This window comes from Streptomyces sp. NPDC104106, assembly GCF_055584345.1.
This window is the reverse complement of the sequence record NZ_JBVJMF010000013.1, coordinates 92,050-106,946: the sequence shown is the minus strand read 5'-3', so window position 1 is coordinate 106,946 and position 14,897 is coordinate 92,050. Positions and strand designations below refer to the sequence as shown.

The window sequence follows — 14,897 nt, the reverse complement described above, 5'->3', positions numbered from 1 at the left end:
GGACCGTGGGGCCGCATCGACGTCTGCATCCGCGCGCTGGGCGCACCTCTGCCATCCATTCTGCGTTATGGCTGAGATAGGCACGCTACACCGAACGAGATTCGTGGTTTTTTCCCACCCACCCCCGCACCCCGTCGCGCACCACCCCCGGACCCCACCACGCACCCGACTCGCCCGGCCTCGCACTATCGGCCCTCTTCTCGGGGCACTATGAACGTCGTGGCAGCCGCGGACAAGGCGAGTGGGGCGAGTGATCGCAGCGGCGGTACGGCGCGCGTCGGCGGGGCCGTCCGCTCCGTCGGGCGTGCCCTGCACTTTCCGGTCACCGGCGCCGCCCGGGGCATCCGCCGGGCCACGCACGCCCAGGGAGCGGGCGAGTCGGGGCTGGGCCAGCTGATCGAGCTGCACGCGGTGAACGGGGCCGGTGACGTGATGGTCACCGTCGCGCTCGCCTCCACCGTGTTCTTCTCCGTGCCCACCGACGAGGCGCGCGGGCGCGTCGCGCTCTATCTCGCCATCACCATGGCGCCCTTCACCGTCCTCGCCCCGGTCATCGGTCCGCTCCTCGACCGGCTGCCGCACGGGCGGCGCGCCGCGATGGCCGCCGCCATGCTGGCCCGCGCCCTGCTCGCGCTGATCATCTCGGGCGCCGTGGCGAGCGGCAGCCTGGAGCTGTACCCCGCCGCGCTGGGCGTACTGGTCGCGTCCAAGGCCTACGGCGTGGTGCGCAGCGCGGTCGTACCGCGGCTGCTGCCGCCCCGGTTCTCGCTCGTGAAGGCCAACTCCCGGGTCACCCTCGCCGGTCTGCTGGCCACCGGCGCCGCCGCGCCGGTCGCGGCGGGGCTGCACCGGATCGGGGACCCCTGGCCGCTCTACGGCGCCTTCGTGATCTTCGTCGCGGGAACGTTCCTCTCCTTCACCCTGCCGCCCAAGGTGGACTCGGCCAAGGGCGAGGGCGTGGCCCTGCTGGCGGCCGACGAGGAGCATGTGCGCGGCCCGCGCCGGGCGGAGAAGGCGCGGCGGCCGGGGCTGCGGACCGTCGGGCCCGCCGTCACCCACGCCCTCGGCGCCAACGCCGCCGTGCGCTGCCTGTCCGGCTTCCTGATCTTCTTCCTCGCCTTCCTGCTGCGCGAGCACCCGCTGACCGGGGAGAGCGCGGCGGTCTCGCTGGGCATAGTCGGCGTCGCCGCCGGCGCGGGCAACGCCCTCGGTACGGCCGCGGGGAACTGGCTGAGATCACGCCCCCCGGAGATCATCATCGTGACCGTCGTCGCCGTGGTGCTCGGCACGGCGGTCGTGGCCGCCGTCTTCTTCGGCGCGTTCCTGGTGGCCTGTCTCGCGGCCGTCGCCGGGTTCGCGCAGGCGCTGGCCAAGCTGGCCCTGGACGCGCTGATCCAGCGGGACGTGCCGGAGCAGGTGCGCACCTCGGCGTTCGCCCGCTCCGAGACGCTGCTGCAGATGGCCTGGGTGTTCGGCGGCGCGGTGGGCATCGTGCTGCCCCTCGACGGCACCCTCGGCCTGCTGATCGGCGCCGCGTTCGTCGCCGTCGGCTGGCTCGGCACCCTGAAGGGACTGCTCGCCTCCGCGCGGCACGGCGGCCGTCCCCGGGCCCGCGTGGCGTAACGAACCGGGCACGCCGTACCCCGCGTGGCCGGGCGGCTCGGGGCGCCCGATAGCCTTCGGCCATGACCACGCTGCAATCCGCTGTGCGACGCCGCCGCGCCGTCGCCGCCGCCGGCGCCGTTTCCGCCGGACTGCTTCTGCTGTCGGCCTGCGACAAGCCGTCGCCCGTCGCGACGATCACCGTCGGGCGGAGCTCGGTCAACTCCGAGGCTCTCTGCTACAACAACGGCAACGCGCTGGACGCCACGTCGCTGGCGAAGTGCGCCAAGAAGATCAACGACGTCAAGTCGATCACCGTTGACACGGACGAGAGCGTCCGCTTCGGCGTCGACCCGAAGATCGCGGACGCGGGCTGGGTCATCCTCGTCAACGGCCGCCAGTTCACCGACTCCAGCAAGAAGACGTACCGCACCATCCCGGGCAGCGCCTTCTTCAACGCCCAGTACGGCACCCAGGGCGACACCAACACGGTCTCCATCCAGATGGGCACCAGCAGCCCGGGCAAGGGCCTGTGGTCCTTCAAGCTGAAGAAGGCCTCCTGACCACGCCTTCCGCACGCATCCTCGTCGCCACCGCGGTCCCCGCCGAACGGGACGCGGTGGCACGGGCGTTCCCGGACTCCCCCGCCGAGCGCGTCCACCTGCCCGGCGCGGAGCTGACCCGTACGACGAACCCGGCGGGTACGACGAGCACGGCGCCTGCGGCCGGCCGCTGGGATCTGCTCGCCGCCGGGGTCGGCCCGGCCCTCGCCGCCGCCTCCGTCTCCGCCGCGCTCACCGCGGCCCGGCTCGCCGGTACCCCCTACGACCTGGTCGTCTCGGCCGGGATCGGCGGCGGTTTCCAGCCGGACGCGCCCGTCGGCTCGCTCGTCGTCGCCGACCGGATCACCGTCGCCGACCTGGGCGCCGAGACCGCCGAGGGCTTCCTCCCGGTCACCGAGCTGGGCTTCGGGACCGTCCACCACCACCCCCCGAGATCACTCGTACGGGCTGCCCGCGAGGCCACCGGCGCCCCGGCCGGCACGATCCTGACCGTCTCCACGGTCACCGGCACCGCCGCCCGCGCCGCCGAGCTGCGCGCCCGGCACCCGCGTGCCCTCGCCGAGGGCATGGAGGGCTTCGGGGTGGCCGAGGCGGCCGACGCGCACCGGACGGCCGTACTGGAGATCCGCGCGGTCTCCAACCCGGTCGGCCCCCGCGACCGCGCCGCATGGCGCATCGGCGACGCCCTGGCCGCGCTCACCGAGGCGTTCGGGAAGCTCGCCCCCGCATTGGAGAGTTGGTACCCACATGACGACCAGTGAGCAGCAGCAGGCGCGCAACGCGCTGAAGATCGCGTACTCCCCCTGCCCGAACGACACCTTCGTCTTCGACGCCGTCGCCCACGGCCGCGTCCCCGGCGCTCCCGCGCTGGACGTGACGTTCGCCGACATCGACATCACCAACGGCATGGCCGAGCGCGGCGAGTTCGACGTGCTGAAGGTGTCGTACGCCGTCCTGCCGTACGTGCTCGGCGAGTACGCCCTGCTGCCGTGCGGCGGCGCGCTGGGCCGGGGCTGCGGGCCCCTGGTGCTCACGCGCGAGCCGGGCGCGGACCTCACGGGCCGTACGGTGGCCGTCCCGAGCGAGAAGTCGACGGCGTACCTGCTCTTCCGCCTCTGGGCGGCCGACGTGCTCCCCGGCGGGGTCGGCGAGATCGTGGTCATGCCGTTCCACGAGATCATGCCGGCCGTGCGGGACGGCAAGGTGGACGCCGGACTGGTCATCCACGAGGCCCGCTTCACCTACCAGAACTACGGCCTGCACAAGCTCGCCGACATGGGCGAGCACTGGGAGCACAGCACCGGGCTGCCGATCCCGCTGGGCGCGATCATCGCCAAGCGCTCGCTGGGCGCGGACACGCTGACGCGGCTCGCCGACTCCCTGCGCGCCTCCGTGCGGGCCGCCTGGGACGACCCCGAGGCCTCCCGGCCGTACGTCATGGCGCACGCCCAGGAGATGGACCCGGCGGTCGCCGACCAGCACATCGGGCTGTACGTCAACGAGTTCACCGCCGACCTCGGCGAAGACGGCTACGCCGCCATCCGCGGCCTGCTCACCCGCGCCGCGGCCGAAGGCCTCCTGCCCGCGCTGCCCCCGCAGGCACTGGCATTCCCCTGACGCGCACGCGGCGGCCGAGGGGCTGGGTGCCCCTCGGCCGGGATGTGTGTGCTCTTCTCCGACGGGTTGCTAGACGTCCAGCTGGTCGGCGACCGCGCGGAGCAGGCCGGCGATCTTCTTGCCGGAGGCCTTGTCCGGGTAGCGGCCCTTCTCCAGCATCGGGGTGATGTTCTCCAGGAGGGTCGTCAGGTCCTGCACGATAGAGGCCAGCTCGTCCGGCTTCTTGCGCTGGGCGGCCGCGACCGACGGCGTCGGGTCGAGCACGGTCACCGAAAGGGCCTGGTCACCGCGCTGACCGGCGACGACGCCGAACTCCACGCGCTGTCCCGGCTTGAGTACGTCGACTCCGGCGGGGAGAACCGAGGAATGGACGAAGACGTCACCGCCGTCGTCGCGGGAGAGAAAGCCGAAGCCCTTCTCGCTGTTGAACCACTTGACCTTGCCGGTAGGCACGTCTGTCCTCGTCCTCGTGTCTCGTCGGGAAAACTACTTCGGAAACGGCTCTTGATAGCACTGGAGCGGGTCGACCGTGACCCGCCGCTACCTAGCGCTACCAAGGCTAATGGTCTTGGAGCGGGTGACAAGACGTTCCCCGGTTGTTCGCTGTGGCTGGGAACTACCCTGGTCGGGTGCGTGACAAAACCCAAACGAATTCCGCCGCGCCCGGTGACCGACTGATCCGTGCCGGTGCCGTCGTGTTCTTCGTCGGAGCGCTGGCCACTCTGGTCACGGTGGCCCCGCTCTTCCTCGGCGCGAAGCCCTTTCCGACGTACATGTACCTGCTGAGCATGCTCATGGGCGTCGGATTCCTGCTCGCCGGCGCCGGTGTCGTGCGCTCGGTGACGGCCGGCCGGCGTCAGGCGCGGGCGGCGGCCGCCGAGCGGTAGCCGTCGAGCCAGCCCGGGAACGCGGCGAGGTCGGCCAGGACGACGTCCGCGCCGGCCGCCCGCAGTTCGTCCGCGGGGCACGGGCCGGTGGCGACGGCGACGGACAGCGCGCCCGCCGTACGCGCCCCGCGCACATCCCCGGTGTGGTCGCCGACGTAGACGCTCGCGCCGTACTCGCGCAGCGCCTCCGCCTTCCGCTCGGCCCACAGGTCGCCCACGACGACGTCGGGCTCGATGCCGAGGTGCGCGAGGTGCAGCTTGGCGTTCGGCTCGTACTTCGCCGTGACGACCATGGTCCGCCCGCCGGCCGCCCGCACCGCGGCCATGGCCTCCCGGGCGCCGGCCATGGCGAGGGTCGGCTCGATGGCGAACTCCGGGTACATCTCCCGGTACAGCTCCGCCATCTCGGCGATCCGCTCCTCGGGGAACCAGTTGATCAGCTCGTCGGCGAGCGGCGGGCCCAGCCGCGTCACCACCAGATCGGCGTCGATGTACGTCCCTGTCCGCTCCGCCAGCGCCACGTAGCAGGCCCGGATGCCGGGGCGCGAGTCGATCAGGGTCATGTCGAGGTCGAAGCCGACGGTGAGAGTCATGTCGCTCATTGTGCCGGGTGGCGGCTGCCCGCCGGATGCCCGGGAGGGCGCCGGGGCCTCACCCGCGCCGCTGCGACCGCCACAGCAGGAACAACGCCGACGCCACCGCCGCTCCCCTGACCACCCACGGCCACGTCCCCGCTATGGCGTCCCCCATGTGGCCCTGGGCGATCGGCTGCCCCCAGCGGCCGTTCTGGCGCCCCCACAGCCACACCACTCCCGCCGCCACCGCCGTGCCGGGCAGGATCATCACCGCCGTCTTCGTCTCCCCGGCGGTCAGGCGCCGGGAGCCGTAGGCGATGGCCCAGCCGAGCAGCAGCGCGAACCAGTTGCCGAGCACCGCGCCCGCGAGCAGCGCGGCGGCGGCGAGCAGCAGGAGGGGGTTGGTCCAGCCGGCGGCGGGGCCGAGGGGCAGCGCACGGCGGCGCGCGGCGGACGCGTCCTGCGCCCCGGTGTCCGCGGCGGCCTCCGTCGCCGCGTCCTGTGCCGCCTCGTCGTCCTGCCCCTTCCTCGCCTCCGGCGCCGTCTCCCCGGCCGGCCGCCGGAGCATCTCCGGGATCTCCACGCCGCCCACGAACCCCGGCACGGAGTCGGTCTCGGCGCTGCGCCAGGGGCCGCCGCTCACGCGCCACCAGTCGGGCTGGGGGAGGTCGTCCCCGAAGTCGTAGGCGGGGCCGGTCCGCGTCGGGGACGGCGCGTCGCGCGGGACGGACGGCGCCGCGGGCTCGGGACCGGGGGCGGCGGGGCGGGGACGGGGGACCATCCGGCGCAGGCCCTTCAGGCGCGCCTTGCCGTCGGCGGCGCTCCCGGCGGCGCCGTCGGTGCCGGCACCGGCGGGCTTCGGCCGGCGCGCGCGCTCGGGCGGCGCGGGCTGGACCGGCACGGCCGGGGCGGGCGGTTGCGGGCCGGTGCCGGGCCCGGTGCTCGTGGTGCCGCCTGCGGCCCCGACCACCTCGTCGGGGGTGCCGAGCCGGTCCAGGATGCGGCGGACGGCGGCCGGAGAGTCCACCGTCGCCTTGGCCCGGTGCCGGTCGATCTCGTTGCGCAGCTCCGAGACGAGCCGCATCCGCGTGGCCGACGGCAGTTGCCGTTGCTGAGCGATGTCTCCGACACGGCTCAGGTACTCGTAGACGACCTTGTCACTCTCGATCCCCAACGCAAACCCCTCCGGGGCGACGGTGTTGGAACCCCGCTGAGGACGGTACCGCCTGCCCGCCGCCGCCCGACGCACTCGGCGGGAACGGGCGCACCCGCTACCGTGGGTCAGATGAGCCAAGCGGCCCGACCAGCTCCCCGTTCCCTCGCGGAAGCGCTGCGCGCCAGGGACGACGCCTCCCTGTCCGCGCTCCTGCGCAGCCGGCCCGACCTCATCACGCCCGTGCCGACCGACCTCACCCAGCTCGCCACCCGGGCCGGCACCCGCGCCTCGGTGCTGCGCGCGCTGGAGCGGCTGGACCGGTTCGCCCTGCAGACCGCGGAGGCGCTGGCCGTGGCCCCGGACCCGGCGTCGTACGGCACGCTGCTCGGGCTGATGGCGGGCGACGCGGGCGAGGAGACGGTGGCCGCCGCGCTGCCGCAGGCCGTCGCCACCCTGCGCGAGCAGGCGCTGGTGTGGGGCGACGACGAGCGGCTGCGGCTCGTGCGCACCGCCCGTGAACTGCTCGCCCCGGCCCCGCAGCACCCCTCCCCTACCGGGCTCGGCCCGACCGTGCAGGAGGCCACCTCGGGCATGTCGCCCGGCCGGATACAGGAGATCGTCGCGACGGCCGGGCTGCCCTCGACGCACGACTCGGTGTCCGCCGTGGCCGCGCTCACCGCGCTGTTCGGTCACCGCCGGAAGATGGCCAAGCTGCTCGCCGGTGCCCCGGAGGCGGCGCGCGAGGTGCTGAACCGGCTGGTGTGGGGTCCGCCGTACGGGCAGGTCACCCCGGAGCCGGCCGCCCATCTGCGCTGGCTGCTGGACCGGGGCCTGCTGCTGCCCACCACCCCCGGCACGGTCGTCCTGCCGCGCGAGGTGGCCCTGCATCTGCGCGCGGGCCGCGCGCACCGGGTGCCCGAGCCGCTGCCGCCGGCGGTGGAGCCGGCCGCCACGCACAGCCCGCAGGTGGTGGACGCGACGGCGGCGGGGCAGGCGTACACCGCGCTCGCCACCGTCGAGGAGCTGCTGAAGGACTGGGACGAGGGCGGCCCGGCCGTGCTGCGGGCCGGCGGGCTGAGCGTGCGCGACCTGAAGCGGACGGCCGTCGCGCTGGACGTGCCCGAACCGGTCGCCGCGTTCTGGGTGGAACTGGCGTACGCCGCCGGACTGGTCGCCTCCGACGGCGAGGCCGACGAGCGGTACGCGGCCACGCCCGCCTACGACGAGTGGCTGGAGCGCCCCGCCGCCGAGCGCTGGACCCGGCTCGCGGAGGCCTGGCTCGCGGCCACCCGGACGCCGGGGCTGGTCGGCGGGCGGGACGCGAAGGACCGTGCGCTCTCCGCGCTCGGCCCCGGCCTGGACCGCTCGGCCGCCTCCGAGGTACGGCACCGGGTGCTGACCCTGCTGGCCGGGCTGCCGACGGGCACGGCCCCGGACACCGAGGCGGTGCTGGCCCGGCTGCGCTGGGAGCGGCCCCTGCGCGGGCCCCAGCAGCGCGGCGGCGAGGAGGATCTGCGTTCCCGGCTCGCCCGCTGGACGCTGTCGGAGGCGGAGCTGCTGGGCATCACGGGCAGGGGCGCGCTGTCGGCGCACGGGCGGGCGCTGCTGGGCGTGCCGGCGCCGGCCGCGGCCCCGGCCGCCGACGAGCCGGCCGGGCCGGGCGCCAAGCTCCCGGTCCACCACCACGCGCCCGCCCCCGCCCCGGCCCTCCTCTCCCCCGCCGAGCGGGCGACGGCGACGGCGGCCGCCGCCCGCGTCCTGGCCCCGCTGCTGCCCGAGCCCCTGGACCACGTCCTGCTCCAGGCCGACCTGACGGCGGTGGCGCCGGGCCCGCTCCAGCGGCCGCTCGCCGACACCCTGGACGTGCTCGCGGACGTGGAGTCCAAGGGCGGGGCGACGGTCTACCGCTTCACGCCCGCCTCGGTCCGCCGCGCCCTGGACGCCGGGCGCACCGCCGCCGACCTGCACGCCTTCCTCACCCAGCACTCCCGCACCCCCGTCCCGCAACCACTGGCGTACCTGATCGACGACGTGGCCCGCAAACACGGCCACCTGCGGGTCGGCGCGGCCTCGGCGTACGTGCGCTGCGACGACGACGCCCTGCTGAACGAGATCCTGGCCGACAAGCGCGCCGCCGGTCTGCGCCTGCGCCGTCTGGCGCCGACCGTGCTGGCCGCGCAGTGCGACCCGGCGACGCTGCTGGAGGGTCTGCGCGCGCTGGGCTTCGCACCGGCGGCCGAGTCCGCCGAGGGCGACGTCCTGATCGCCCGCGCGCACGCCCACCGCACCCCGCCGCGCACCGCTCCCGAACCGGTCCCGGACGGGCCGCCGCCGCCCGACGCCACGCTGCTCACGGCGGCGATCCGCGCGATCCGCGCGGGCGACCTGGCCGCCACCGCCCCGCGCAAGCCGGTCGGCGAGAGCGAGGGCGCGCCGCTCGCGGGCGGTGGGCTGCCGCGCACCTCCTCCGCCGAGACCCTGGCGACGATGCAGGCCGCCGTCCTGACCGGCGACTCCCTCTGGATCGGCTACGTCAACGCCGAGGGCTCCGCCAGCCAGCGCGTCATCGCCCCGGTCAAGGTGGAGGGCGGCTTCGTCACGGCCTACGACCACACGGCGGACGAGGTCCGCACCTACCCGCTGCACCGGATCACGGGGGTGGCGGAGCTGGCGGAAGACTGAGGGTGATCGTCGGCGTTTAGGGCACACTGGACGTTTGGCCGCTGTGGAAAGGGTGTGTGCTGTACGTGAACGGTCCCCTCATCGTCCAGTCCGACAAGACCCTGCTCCTGGAAGTCGACCACGAGCGGGCCGACGACTGCCGGCGCGCCATCGCGCCGTTCGCCGAACTGGAGCGGGCGCCGGAGCACATCCACACCTACCGGGTCACCCCGCTGGGGCTGTGGAACGCGCGCGCGGCGGGGCACGACGCCGAGCAGGTCGTGGACGCGCTGGTGCAGTACAGCCGGTACCCGGTGCCGCACGCGCTGCTGGTCGACATCGCCGAGACGATGGACCGCTACGGCCGGCTGACCCTGTCCAAGCATCCGGCGCACGGGCTGGTGCTCACCAGCACGGACCGGCCGGTGCTGGAGGAGGTGCTGCGGTCCAAGCGGATCGCCCCGCTGGTGGGCGCCCGGATCGATCCGGACACCGTGGTCGTGCACCCGTCGGAGCGCGGGCAGATCAAGCAGGTGCTGCTGAAGCTGGGCTGGCCGGCCGAGGACCTCGCCGGATATGTCGACGGTGAGGCGCACCCGATCGAGCTGCTGGAGGACGGCTGGGCGCTGCGGCCGTACCAGAAGCAGGCCGTGGAGAACTTCTGGCACGGCGGCAGCGGGGTCGTGGTGCTGCCCTGCGGCGCCGGGAAGACGCTGGTCGGCGCCGGGTCCATGGCGCAGGCGAAGTCGACGACCCTGATCCTCGTCACCAACACCGTCTCGGCGCGGCAGTGGAAGCACGAGCTGGTGAAGCGCACGTCGCTGACGGAGGAGGAGATCGGCGAGTACAGCGGCACGCGGAAGGAGATCCGGCCGGTCACGATCGCCACCTACCAGGTGCTGACGACGAAGCGGAAGGGTGTCTATCCGCACCTGGAGCTGTTCGACTCCCGGGACTGGGGTCTGATCGTCTACGACGAGGTGCATCTGCTGCCCGCTCCTGTCTTCAAGTTCACCGCCGATCTGCAGGCGCGGCGGCGGCTGGGGCTGACGGCCACGCTGGTGCGCGAGGACGGCCGTGAGTCGGATGTGTTCTCCCTCATCGGGCCGAAGCGGTTCGACGCGCCCTGGAAGGAGATCGAGGCGCAGGGGTACATCGCACCGGCCGACTGTGTCGAGGTACGGGTGAACCTGACCGACTCCGAGCGGCTGGCGTACGCCACCGCCGAGACGGAGGAGAAGTACCGCTTCTGTGCGACGACGGACACCAAGCGGAAGGTCACGGAGGCGATCGTCCGCCGCTTCGCCGGCCAGCAGATCCTCGTCATCGGCCAGTACATCGACCAACTCGACGAGCTGGGCGAGCACTTGAACGCACCCGTCATCAAGGGCGAGACCTCCAACGCGCAGCGCGAGAAGCTCTTCGACGCCTTCAGGGAGGGCGAGATCAGCGTGCTGGTCGTCTCGAAGGTCGCGAACTTCTCCATCGACCTGCCCGAGGCGACGGTCGCCATCCAGGTGTCCGGCACCTTCGGCTCGCGTCAGGAGGAGGCCCAGCGGCTGGGGCGGGTGCTGCGGCCGAAGGCCGACGGGCACCAGGCGCACTTCTACTCGGTCGTGGCCCGCGACACGATCGACCAGGACTTCGCGGCGCACCGCCAGCGCTTCCTGGCCGAACAGGGCTATGCCTACCGGATCGTGGACGCGGACGAGATCCTCGCGGAGGACAGCACCGACTGAGCCGGTTACTTGTGGCGTATGCCCGCTTCCTCGCCGTACTCACCGAGGATGATCACGTTGAACGCGGCCTCCGCGAACACCTTGACGGCGCGCAGGGCGTTGCCGAGCGGGTGGTGGTGGGGGCCGTCTACGGCGGTGGCGCCGGACGGGGGCCGGGCGGGGCCCGGCGACGGGGAGATGGTTGCTGCGCTCATGTCTCCATGGTGGATCGCGGGGCATAAGAGCCGCATCGGTCTGCGGAGCCAATTCCGGACGGCTCCGACTAGGCCCACGGGTGGACCCCGGCCCCTGCTTCAGGGCTCACGCGTCCCCTAGGGGACGGCCGGAGGCAGCCGGGGCACGGTAATTCGTTGGCGCCCGCCTCAGCCCCCCGACTAAAATCCCCGCTCTTGCCCGCCTCCCGCCAGCGGAGTGCCGCCGCCCGGTCGGAAACCGTGCGGCATCGTCGCGGCCACCCAGCACGTCCCGTGGTCACCCAGCAGGTCTACCGGAGGCACCCCCTTGTCCACGTCCGCCCCAGAGCCGCCCGCCGCCCCGTCCGCCGCCCCGCTCGACGACCCCCTCGCCCGGGAACGCGCCCATCTGGCCGCCTCCCGCGCCGCCCTGCGCGCCATGCGCGAGGACGTCGAGGCGCTGGACATCAGGGACGTCACCGCGAACTGGGTCAACGCCGAGGTGCTGGCCCGCCAGATCGACGACCGGATCAAGGCGCTGGCCGACCTCAGCGACACCCCGCTGTTCTTCGGCCGGCTCGACTACCTGCACGCCCCGGGCGCGGACCGGGCCGAGGGCGCGGAAGGCGAGCAGTTCTACATCGGGCGCCGGCATGTGCACGACGCCGGCGGCGACCCCATGGTCATCGACTGGCGCGCCCCGGTCTCGCAGCCGTTCTACCGGGCCTCGAAGAAGGACCCGATGGACGTCGCACTGCGCCGCCGCTTCGGCTACACCGGCGGCGACCTCACGGCGTACGAGGACGAGCACCTGTCCGACCCCGAGGAGACCGCGAAGGCAAGCAAGCTGCTCCAGCAGGAGATCGAGCGGCCGCGCGTCGGTCCCATGCGGGACATCGTCGCGACCATCCAGCCCGAGCAGGACGAGATCGTCCGCAGCGGGCTGGGCGGGACCGTCTGCGTGCAGGGAGGGCCGGGCACCGGGAAGACGGCCGTCGGTCTGCACCGGGTCGCCTATCTGCTCTACGCCCACCGGGAGCGGCTGGCGCGCACCGGCACGCTGGTCATCGGGCCGAACCGGTCCTTCCTGCACTACATCGAGCAGGTCCTGCCCGCGCTGGGCGAGTTGGCGGTGCAGCAGGCCACCGTGGACGACCTGGTGGCACACGTGGAGGTGCGCGGCACGGACGACGCGGCGGCGGCCGTGGTCAAGGGCGACGCCCGGATGGCCGAGGTGCTGCGCCGGGCCCTGTACTCCCACGTGACCCTGCCGGCCGAGCCGGTCGTGGTCGTGCGCGGCTCGCGCCGCTGGCGGGTGCCGGCGTACGAACTGCAAGAGGTCGTACGGGAGTTGCTGCAGCGCGACATCCGCTACGGCGCCGCCCGCGAGGCGCTGCCGCAGCGGATCGCGCACGCGGTGCTGGTGCAGATGGAGCGGGCCGGGGAGGCGCCGGACGACCGGGTGCAGGACGCGGTGGCCCGCAGCAGCGCGGTCAAGGCGGCGGTGAAGGCGGTCTGGCCGGCCGTGGACCCCGCGAAGCTGGTGCTGCGCCTGCTGACCGACGCCGGCTTCCTCGCCGAGCACGCCGAGGGGATCCTCGACGAGGACGAGCAGAAGACGATCCTGTGGGACAGGCCGGTGCGCAGCGTGAAGTCGGCGAAGTGGTCGGCGGCGGACGCGGTGCTCGTCGACGAGGCGACGGACCTGATCCAGCGCACGCACTCGCTCGGCCACGTCGTCCTGGACGAGGCGCAGGACCTGTCCCCGATGCAGTACCGCGCGGTGGGCCGCCGCTGCACCACCGGCAGCGCGACCGTCCTCGGCGACCTGGCCCAGGGCACCACCCCGTGGGCGACCCGCGGCTGGGACGAGGCGCTGGCCCACCTCGGCAAGCGCGACGGCGTGATCGAGGAGCTGACGGCCGGTTTCCGGGTGCCGACGGACGTCATCCGCTACGCCTCCCGGCTCCTGCCGCACATCGCGCCCGGTCTCACCCCGGTCGCCTCGGTCCGCGAGAACCCCGGCTTCTTCGAGGTCCGCACGGTCGCGGACACCGCCGAAGTGGTCGCCGCCTGCGAGGAGTTGCTCCGCAACGAGGGCTCGACCGGCCTCATCGCCGCCGACGCGCGCGTCCCGGCCCTGGCCGAGGCCCTGACGGCGGCGGGCATCGGCTACCTCGCCCCCGGTGAGGAGACCACCCGCGAGACCCGCCTCACCCTGGTCCCGGCCTCGCTGGCCAAGGGCCTGGAGTACGACTACGTCGCCCTGGACGAGCCGCAGGCGGTGGTGGACGGCGAACCGGACGAACGCACGGGCCTGCGGCGGCTGTACGTGGCGCTCACGCGAGCGGTGTCCGGGCTGATCGTGACGCACACGGCACCGGTGCCCGCGCAACTCGCCGGGGAAGACGGTGAGTAGGGTGCTGCTCCGTTCCACCCCGTCCCCATGGAGAGGCCTCCGTTGAGCACACCGCCGTCCCCGCACCCCGGCCACCCGCAGGCGCCCGGGCCGTACCAGCAGGCTCCGGGGCCGTATCCGCAGCAGCCGGGTCCGTACCAGCAGGCTCCGGGGCCGTACGCACCGCCGCCCGGCGCGTACCAGCAGCCCGCGCCCGGCCCCTACCAGCAGCCCGCGCCGGGTCCGTACCAGCAGGCCGCGCCCGCGGCGCCGTACCCGCCCCAGCAGGCCCAGCAGGCCGCGCCCGGGGCGTACGGGCAGGCGCCCGTCGACTACGGCCGGCCGGCCGCGTACCAGCAGGCGCCCGCCGGACCCGGCTGCGACGTGTGCGGGGCCGCGCCCGCCGCGCGGGTGACGGTCCGCGGCCACCAGGGCATGCTCATCGTGATGCGGAACCTGTGGCGCAAGGGCACCTTCTGCCGGACGTGTGCGCTCGCCGTCTTCCGCAAGATGCAGTCGGACACCATGGCGCAGGGCTGGTGGGGTCCGATGTCGATGCTCATCACGCCCATCACGCTGCTGATCAACCTCTTCACCCTGTCCAGGATCCGCAAGATGCCGGCCCCGTCGGCGCCCCTGGGACCCGGTCTGGACCCCGGCCGCCCGGTGCTGAGCCGCCCGGCCGGAATGATCGGCCTGGTGCCGCTCACCGGCTTCGCGGTGTCGTTCCTGTTCGTGCTGGTCGTGCTCGCGACGGCGTGACGACGGTGGACGGGGCCGTCCTACTCCCCGTCCAGCACCGTCCGCCACTGACGCACCGCCTCCTCGGAGACGGACCCGGCCCACCCCCCGCGGCGCGCCGCGCCGCCGATGTGGAAGGCGTCGAGGCCGGCGTCCCGCAGCGGGCGTACGTGTTCCAGGCGCAGCCCTCCGCCCACGAGGACGGTCTGGGCGTACCCCGGCTCGCCGCTGCGGCCCGCCTCCGCGGCCAGCGTCGCCAGCCCCTCGTCGACCCCGCCGGCCGAGCCCGCCGTGAGGTAGGTGTCCAGGCCGGGCAGGTCGGCGAGCTGCTTGCGCAGGGCGTCGCGGTCGGCGGCGCGGTCGATGGCCCGGTGGAAGGTCCAGGGGCAGCCGTCCAGGGCGGCGACGACCCGCTCCACCGCCGCGAGGTCGACCTCGCCGTCCGGGCCGAGGAACCCGAGCACGAACTGGTCGGCCCCGGCGTCGCGCAGCTCGCCCGCCACCCGCACCAGCCGCTCGACGTCCCCGGCCGCGAACCCGTCCGCCAGCCGCAGCATCACGCGCAGGTCGATGTCGACGGCGGCCCGGACGCCGGCGACGGTGGCGGGCGCGGGGGTGAGCCCGTCGGCCGCCATCTCGGTGACCAGCTCCAGGCGATCCGCGCCTCCCGCCTGGGCGGCGACCGCGTCCGCGACGTCGAGCGCGATCACCTCCAGGACCGCACGCTTGCTCATGGCACCCCATTCATCGGTAGGCGTCGGCATCCGCCATCGGCCGTCAACAGG

General features: G+C 74.0%; 14 protein-coding genes. 9 read left to right on the top strand and 5 right to left on the bottom strand.

All coding sequences use genetic code 11. The annotated features are described in order from the left end of the window. Nucleotides 1-210: 210 nt before the first annotated feature. The 4 genes from ACZ60X_RS27895 (at nucleotide 211) to ACZ60X_RS27880 (ending at nucleotide 3,782) form a co-directional block, all read left to right on the top strand. A complete protein-coding gene (locus ACZ60X_RS27895) occupies nucleotides 211-1,623 on the top strand; it encodes an MFS transporter (RefSeq protein WP_469603939.1) in 1,413 nt (470 codons plus the stop codon). 62 nt (nucleotides 1,624-1,685) lie between these two features. Continuing rightward, nucleotides 1,686-2,165 (top strand): DUF2771 domain-containing protein, encoded by a 480-nt coding sequence (locus tag ACZ60X_RS27890; RefSeq protein WP_469603936.1) that lies wholly within the window; start codon nucleotides 1,686-1,688, stop codon nucleotides 2,163-2,165. Further along, on the top strand, nucleotides 2,135-2,926 hold the full coding sequence (locus ACZ60X_RS27885) for a futalosine hydrolase (protein ID WP_469603934.1): 792 nt from the start codon (nucleotides 2,135-2,137) through the stop codon (nucleotides 2,924-2,926). Before ACZ60X_RS27890 ends, ACZ60X_RS27885 begins: the two co-directional genes overlap by 31 nt. After that, nucleotides 2,913-3,782, top strand: coding sequence for a 1,4-dihydroxy-6-naphthoate synthase (locus ACZ60X_RS27880; RefSeq protein WP_469603931.1), 870 nt, complete (start codon nucleotides 2,913-2,915; stop codon nucleotides 3,780-3,782). Before ACZ60X_RS27885 ends, ACZ60X_RS27880 begins: the two co-directional genes overlap by 14 nt. 69 nt (nucleotides 3,783-3,851) lie before the next feature. Here the strand turns inward: ACZ60X_RS27880 and ACZ60X_RS27875 are convergent, their stop codons facing one another. Then, on the bottom strand, nucleotides 3,852-4,235 hold the full coding sequence (locus tag ACZ60X_RS27875; protein WP_158922086.1) for a cold-shock protein: 384 nt from the start codon (nucleotides 4,233-4,235) through the stop codon (nucleotides 3,852-3,854). Nucleotides 4,236-4,411: 176 nt separating this feature from the next. Between ACZ60X_RS27875 and ACZ60X_RS27870 the strand changes: the two genes are divergently transcribed. Beyond that, the gene (locus ACZ60X_RS27870) at nucleotides 4,412-4,669 is read left to right on the top strand and encodes a hypothetical protein (protein WP_469603928.1); all 258 of its coding nucleotides are present in this window, start codon (nucleotides 4,412-4,414) and stop codon (nucleotides 4,667-4,669) included. Here ACZ60X_RS27870 and ACZ60X_RS27865 read toward each other — a convergent pair. Both ACZ60X_RS27865 and ACZ60X_RS27860 read right to left on the bottom strand, forming a co-directional pair. After that, on the bottom strand, nucleotides 4,639-5,262 hold the full coding sequence (locus ACZ60X_RS27865; protein WP_469603925.1) for an HAD family hydrolase: 624 nt from the start codon (nucleotides 5,260-5,262) through the stop codon (nucleotides 4,639-4,641). The genes ACZ60X_RS27870 and ACZ60X_RS27865 overlap by 31 nt on opposite strands. A 58-nt stretch (nucleotides 5,263-5,320) precedes the next feature. Then, nucleotides 5,321-6,418 carry a hypothetical protein gene (locus ACZ60X_RS27860; RefSeq protein WP_469603921.1) on the bottom strand — a complete coding sequence of 366 codons (1,098 nt, stop codon included), beginning with the start codon at nucleotides 6,416-6,418 and terminating at the stop codon, nucleotides 5,321-5,323. A gap of 111 nt (nucleotides 6,419-6,529) precedes the next feature. On the opposite strand from ACZ60X_RS27860, the gene ACZ60X_RS27855 reads away from it, so the two are divergent. Further along, on the top strand, nucleotides 6,530-9,082 hold the full coding sequence (locus tag ACZ60X_RS27855) for a helicase-associated domain-containing protein (protein WP_469603918.1): 2,553 nt from the start codon (nucleotides 6,530-6,532) through the stop codon (nucleotides 9,080-9,082). A gap of 65 nt (nucleotides 9,083-9,147) precedes the next feature. After that, nucleotides 9,148-10,800: a DNA repair helicase XPB gene (locus ACZ60X_RS27850; RefSeq protein ID WP_469603916.1), complete on the top strand. Its 1,653-nt coding sequence runs from the start codon at nucleotides 9,148-9,150 to the stop codon at nucleotides 10,798-10,800. 5 nt (nucleotides 10,801-10,805) lie between these two features. Here the strand turns inward: ACZ60X_RS27850 and ACZ60X_RS27845 are convergent, their stop codons facing one another. Continuing rightward, nucleotides 10,806-10,994 (bottom strand): hypothetical protein, encoded by a 189-nt coding sequence (locus ACZ60X_RS27845; protein WP_469603913.1) that lies wholly within the window; start codon nucleotides 10,992-10,994, stop codon nucleotides 10,806-10,808. 307 nt (nucleotides 10,995-11,301) lie between these two features. Here ACZ60X_RS27845 and ACZ60X_RS27840 point away from each other — a divergent pair, with 307 nt between their 5' ends. Both ACZ60X_RS27840 and ACZ60X_RS27835 read left to right on the top strand, forming a co-directional pair. Further along, nucleotides 11,302-13,392, top strand: coding sequence for a HelD family protein (locus ACZ60X_RS27840; protein ID WP_469603911.1), 2,091 nt, complete (start codon nucleotides 11,302-11,304; stop codon nucleotides 13,390-13,392). Nucleotides 13,393-13,434: 42 nt separating this feature from the next. Then, nucleotides 13,435-14,133 carry an LppU/SCO3897 family protein gene (locus ACZ60X_RS27835; protein ID WP_469603908.1) on the top strand — a complete coding sequence of 233 codons (699 nt, stop codon included), beginning with the start codon at nucleotides 13,435-13,437 and terminating at the stop codon, nucleotides 14,131-14,133. A 20-nt stretch (nucleotides 14,134-14,153) separates the two neighbouring features. Here ACZ60X_RS27835 and ACZ60X_RS27830 read toward each other — a convergent pair whose 3' ends face one another. Beyond that, the gene (locus ACZ60X_RS27830; RefSeq protein WP_469603906.1) at nucleotides 14,154-14,846 is read right to left on the bottom strand and encodes a copper homeostasis protein CutC; all 693 of its coding nucleotides are present in this window, start codon (nucleotides 14,844-14,846) and stop codon (nucleotides 14,154-14,156) included. Nucleotides 14,847-14,897 lie beyond the last annotated feature (51 nt).

Bases quoted from the DNA above. Each gene is read 5' to 3' on its own strand.
- ACZ60X_RS27895 (WP_469603939.1), top strand. From the start codon at position 211: ATGAACGTCGTGGCAGCCGCGGACAAGGCGAGTGGGGCGAGTGATCGC.
- ACZ60X_RS27890 (WP_469603936.1), top strand. From the start codon at position 1,686: ATGACCACGCTGCAATCCGCTGTGCGACGCCGCCGCGCCGTCGCCGCC.
- ACZ60X_RS27880 (WP_469603931.1), top strand. From the start codon at position 2,913: ATGACGACCAGTGAGCAGCAGCAGGCGCGCAACGCGCTGAAGATCGCG.
- ACZ60X_RS27865 (WP_469603925.1), bottom strand. From the start codon at position 5,262: ATGACTCTCACCGTCGGCTTCGACCTCGACATGACCCTGATCGACTCG.
- ACZ60X_RS27855 (WP_469603918.1), top strand. From the start codon at position 6,530: ATGAGCCAAGCGGCCCGACCAGCTCCCCGTTCCCTCGCGGAAGCGCTG.
- ACZ60X_RS27845 (WP_469603913.1), bottom strand. From the start codon at position 10,994: ATGAGCGCAGCAACCATCTCCCCGTCGCCGGGCCCCGCCCGGCCCCCG.
- ACZ60X_RS27830 (WP_469603906.1), bottom strand. From the start codon at position 14,846: ATGAGCAAGCGTGCGGTCCTGGAGGTGATCGCGCTCGACGTCGCGGAC.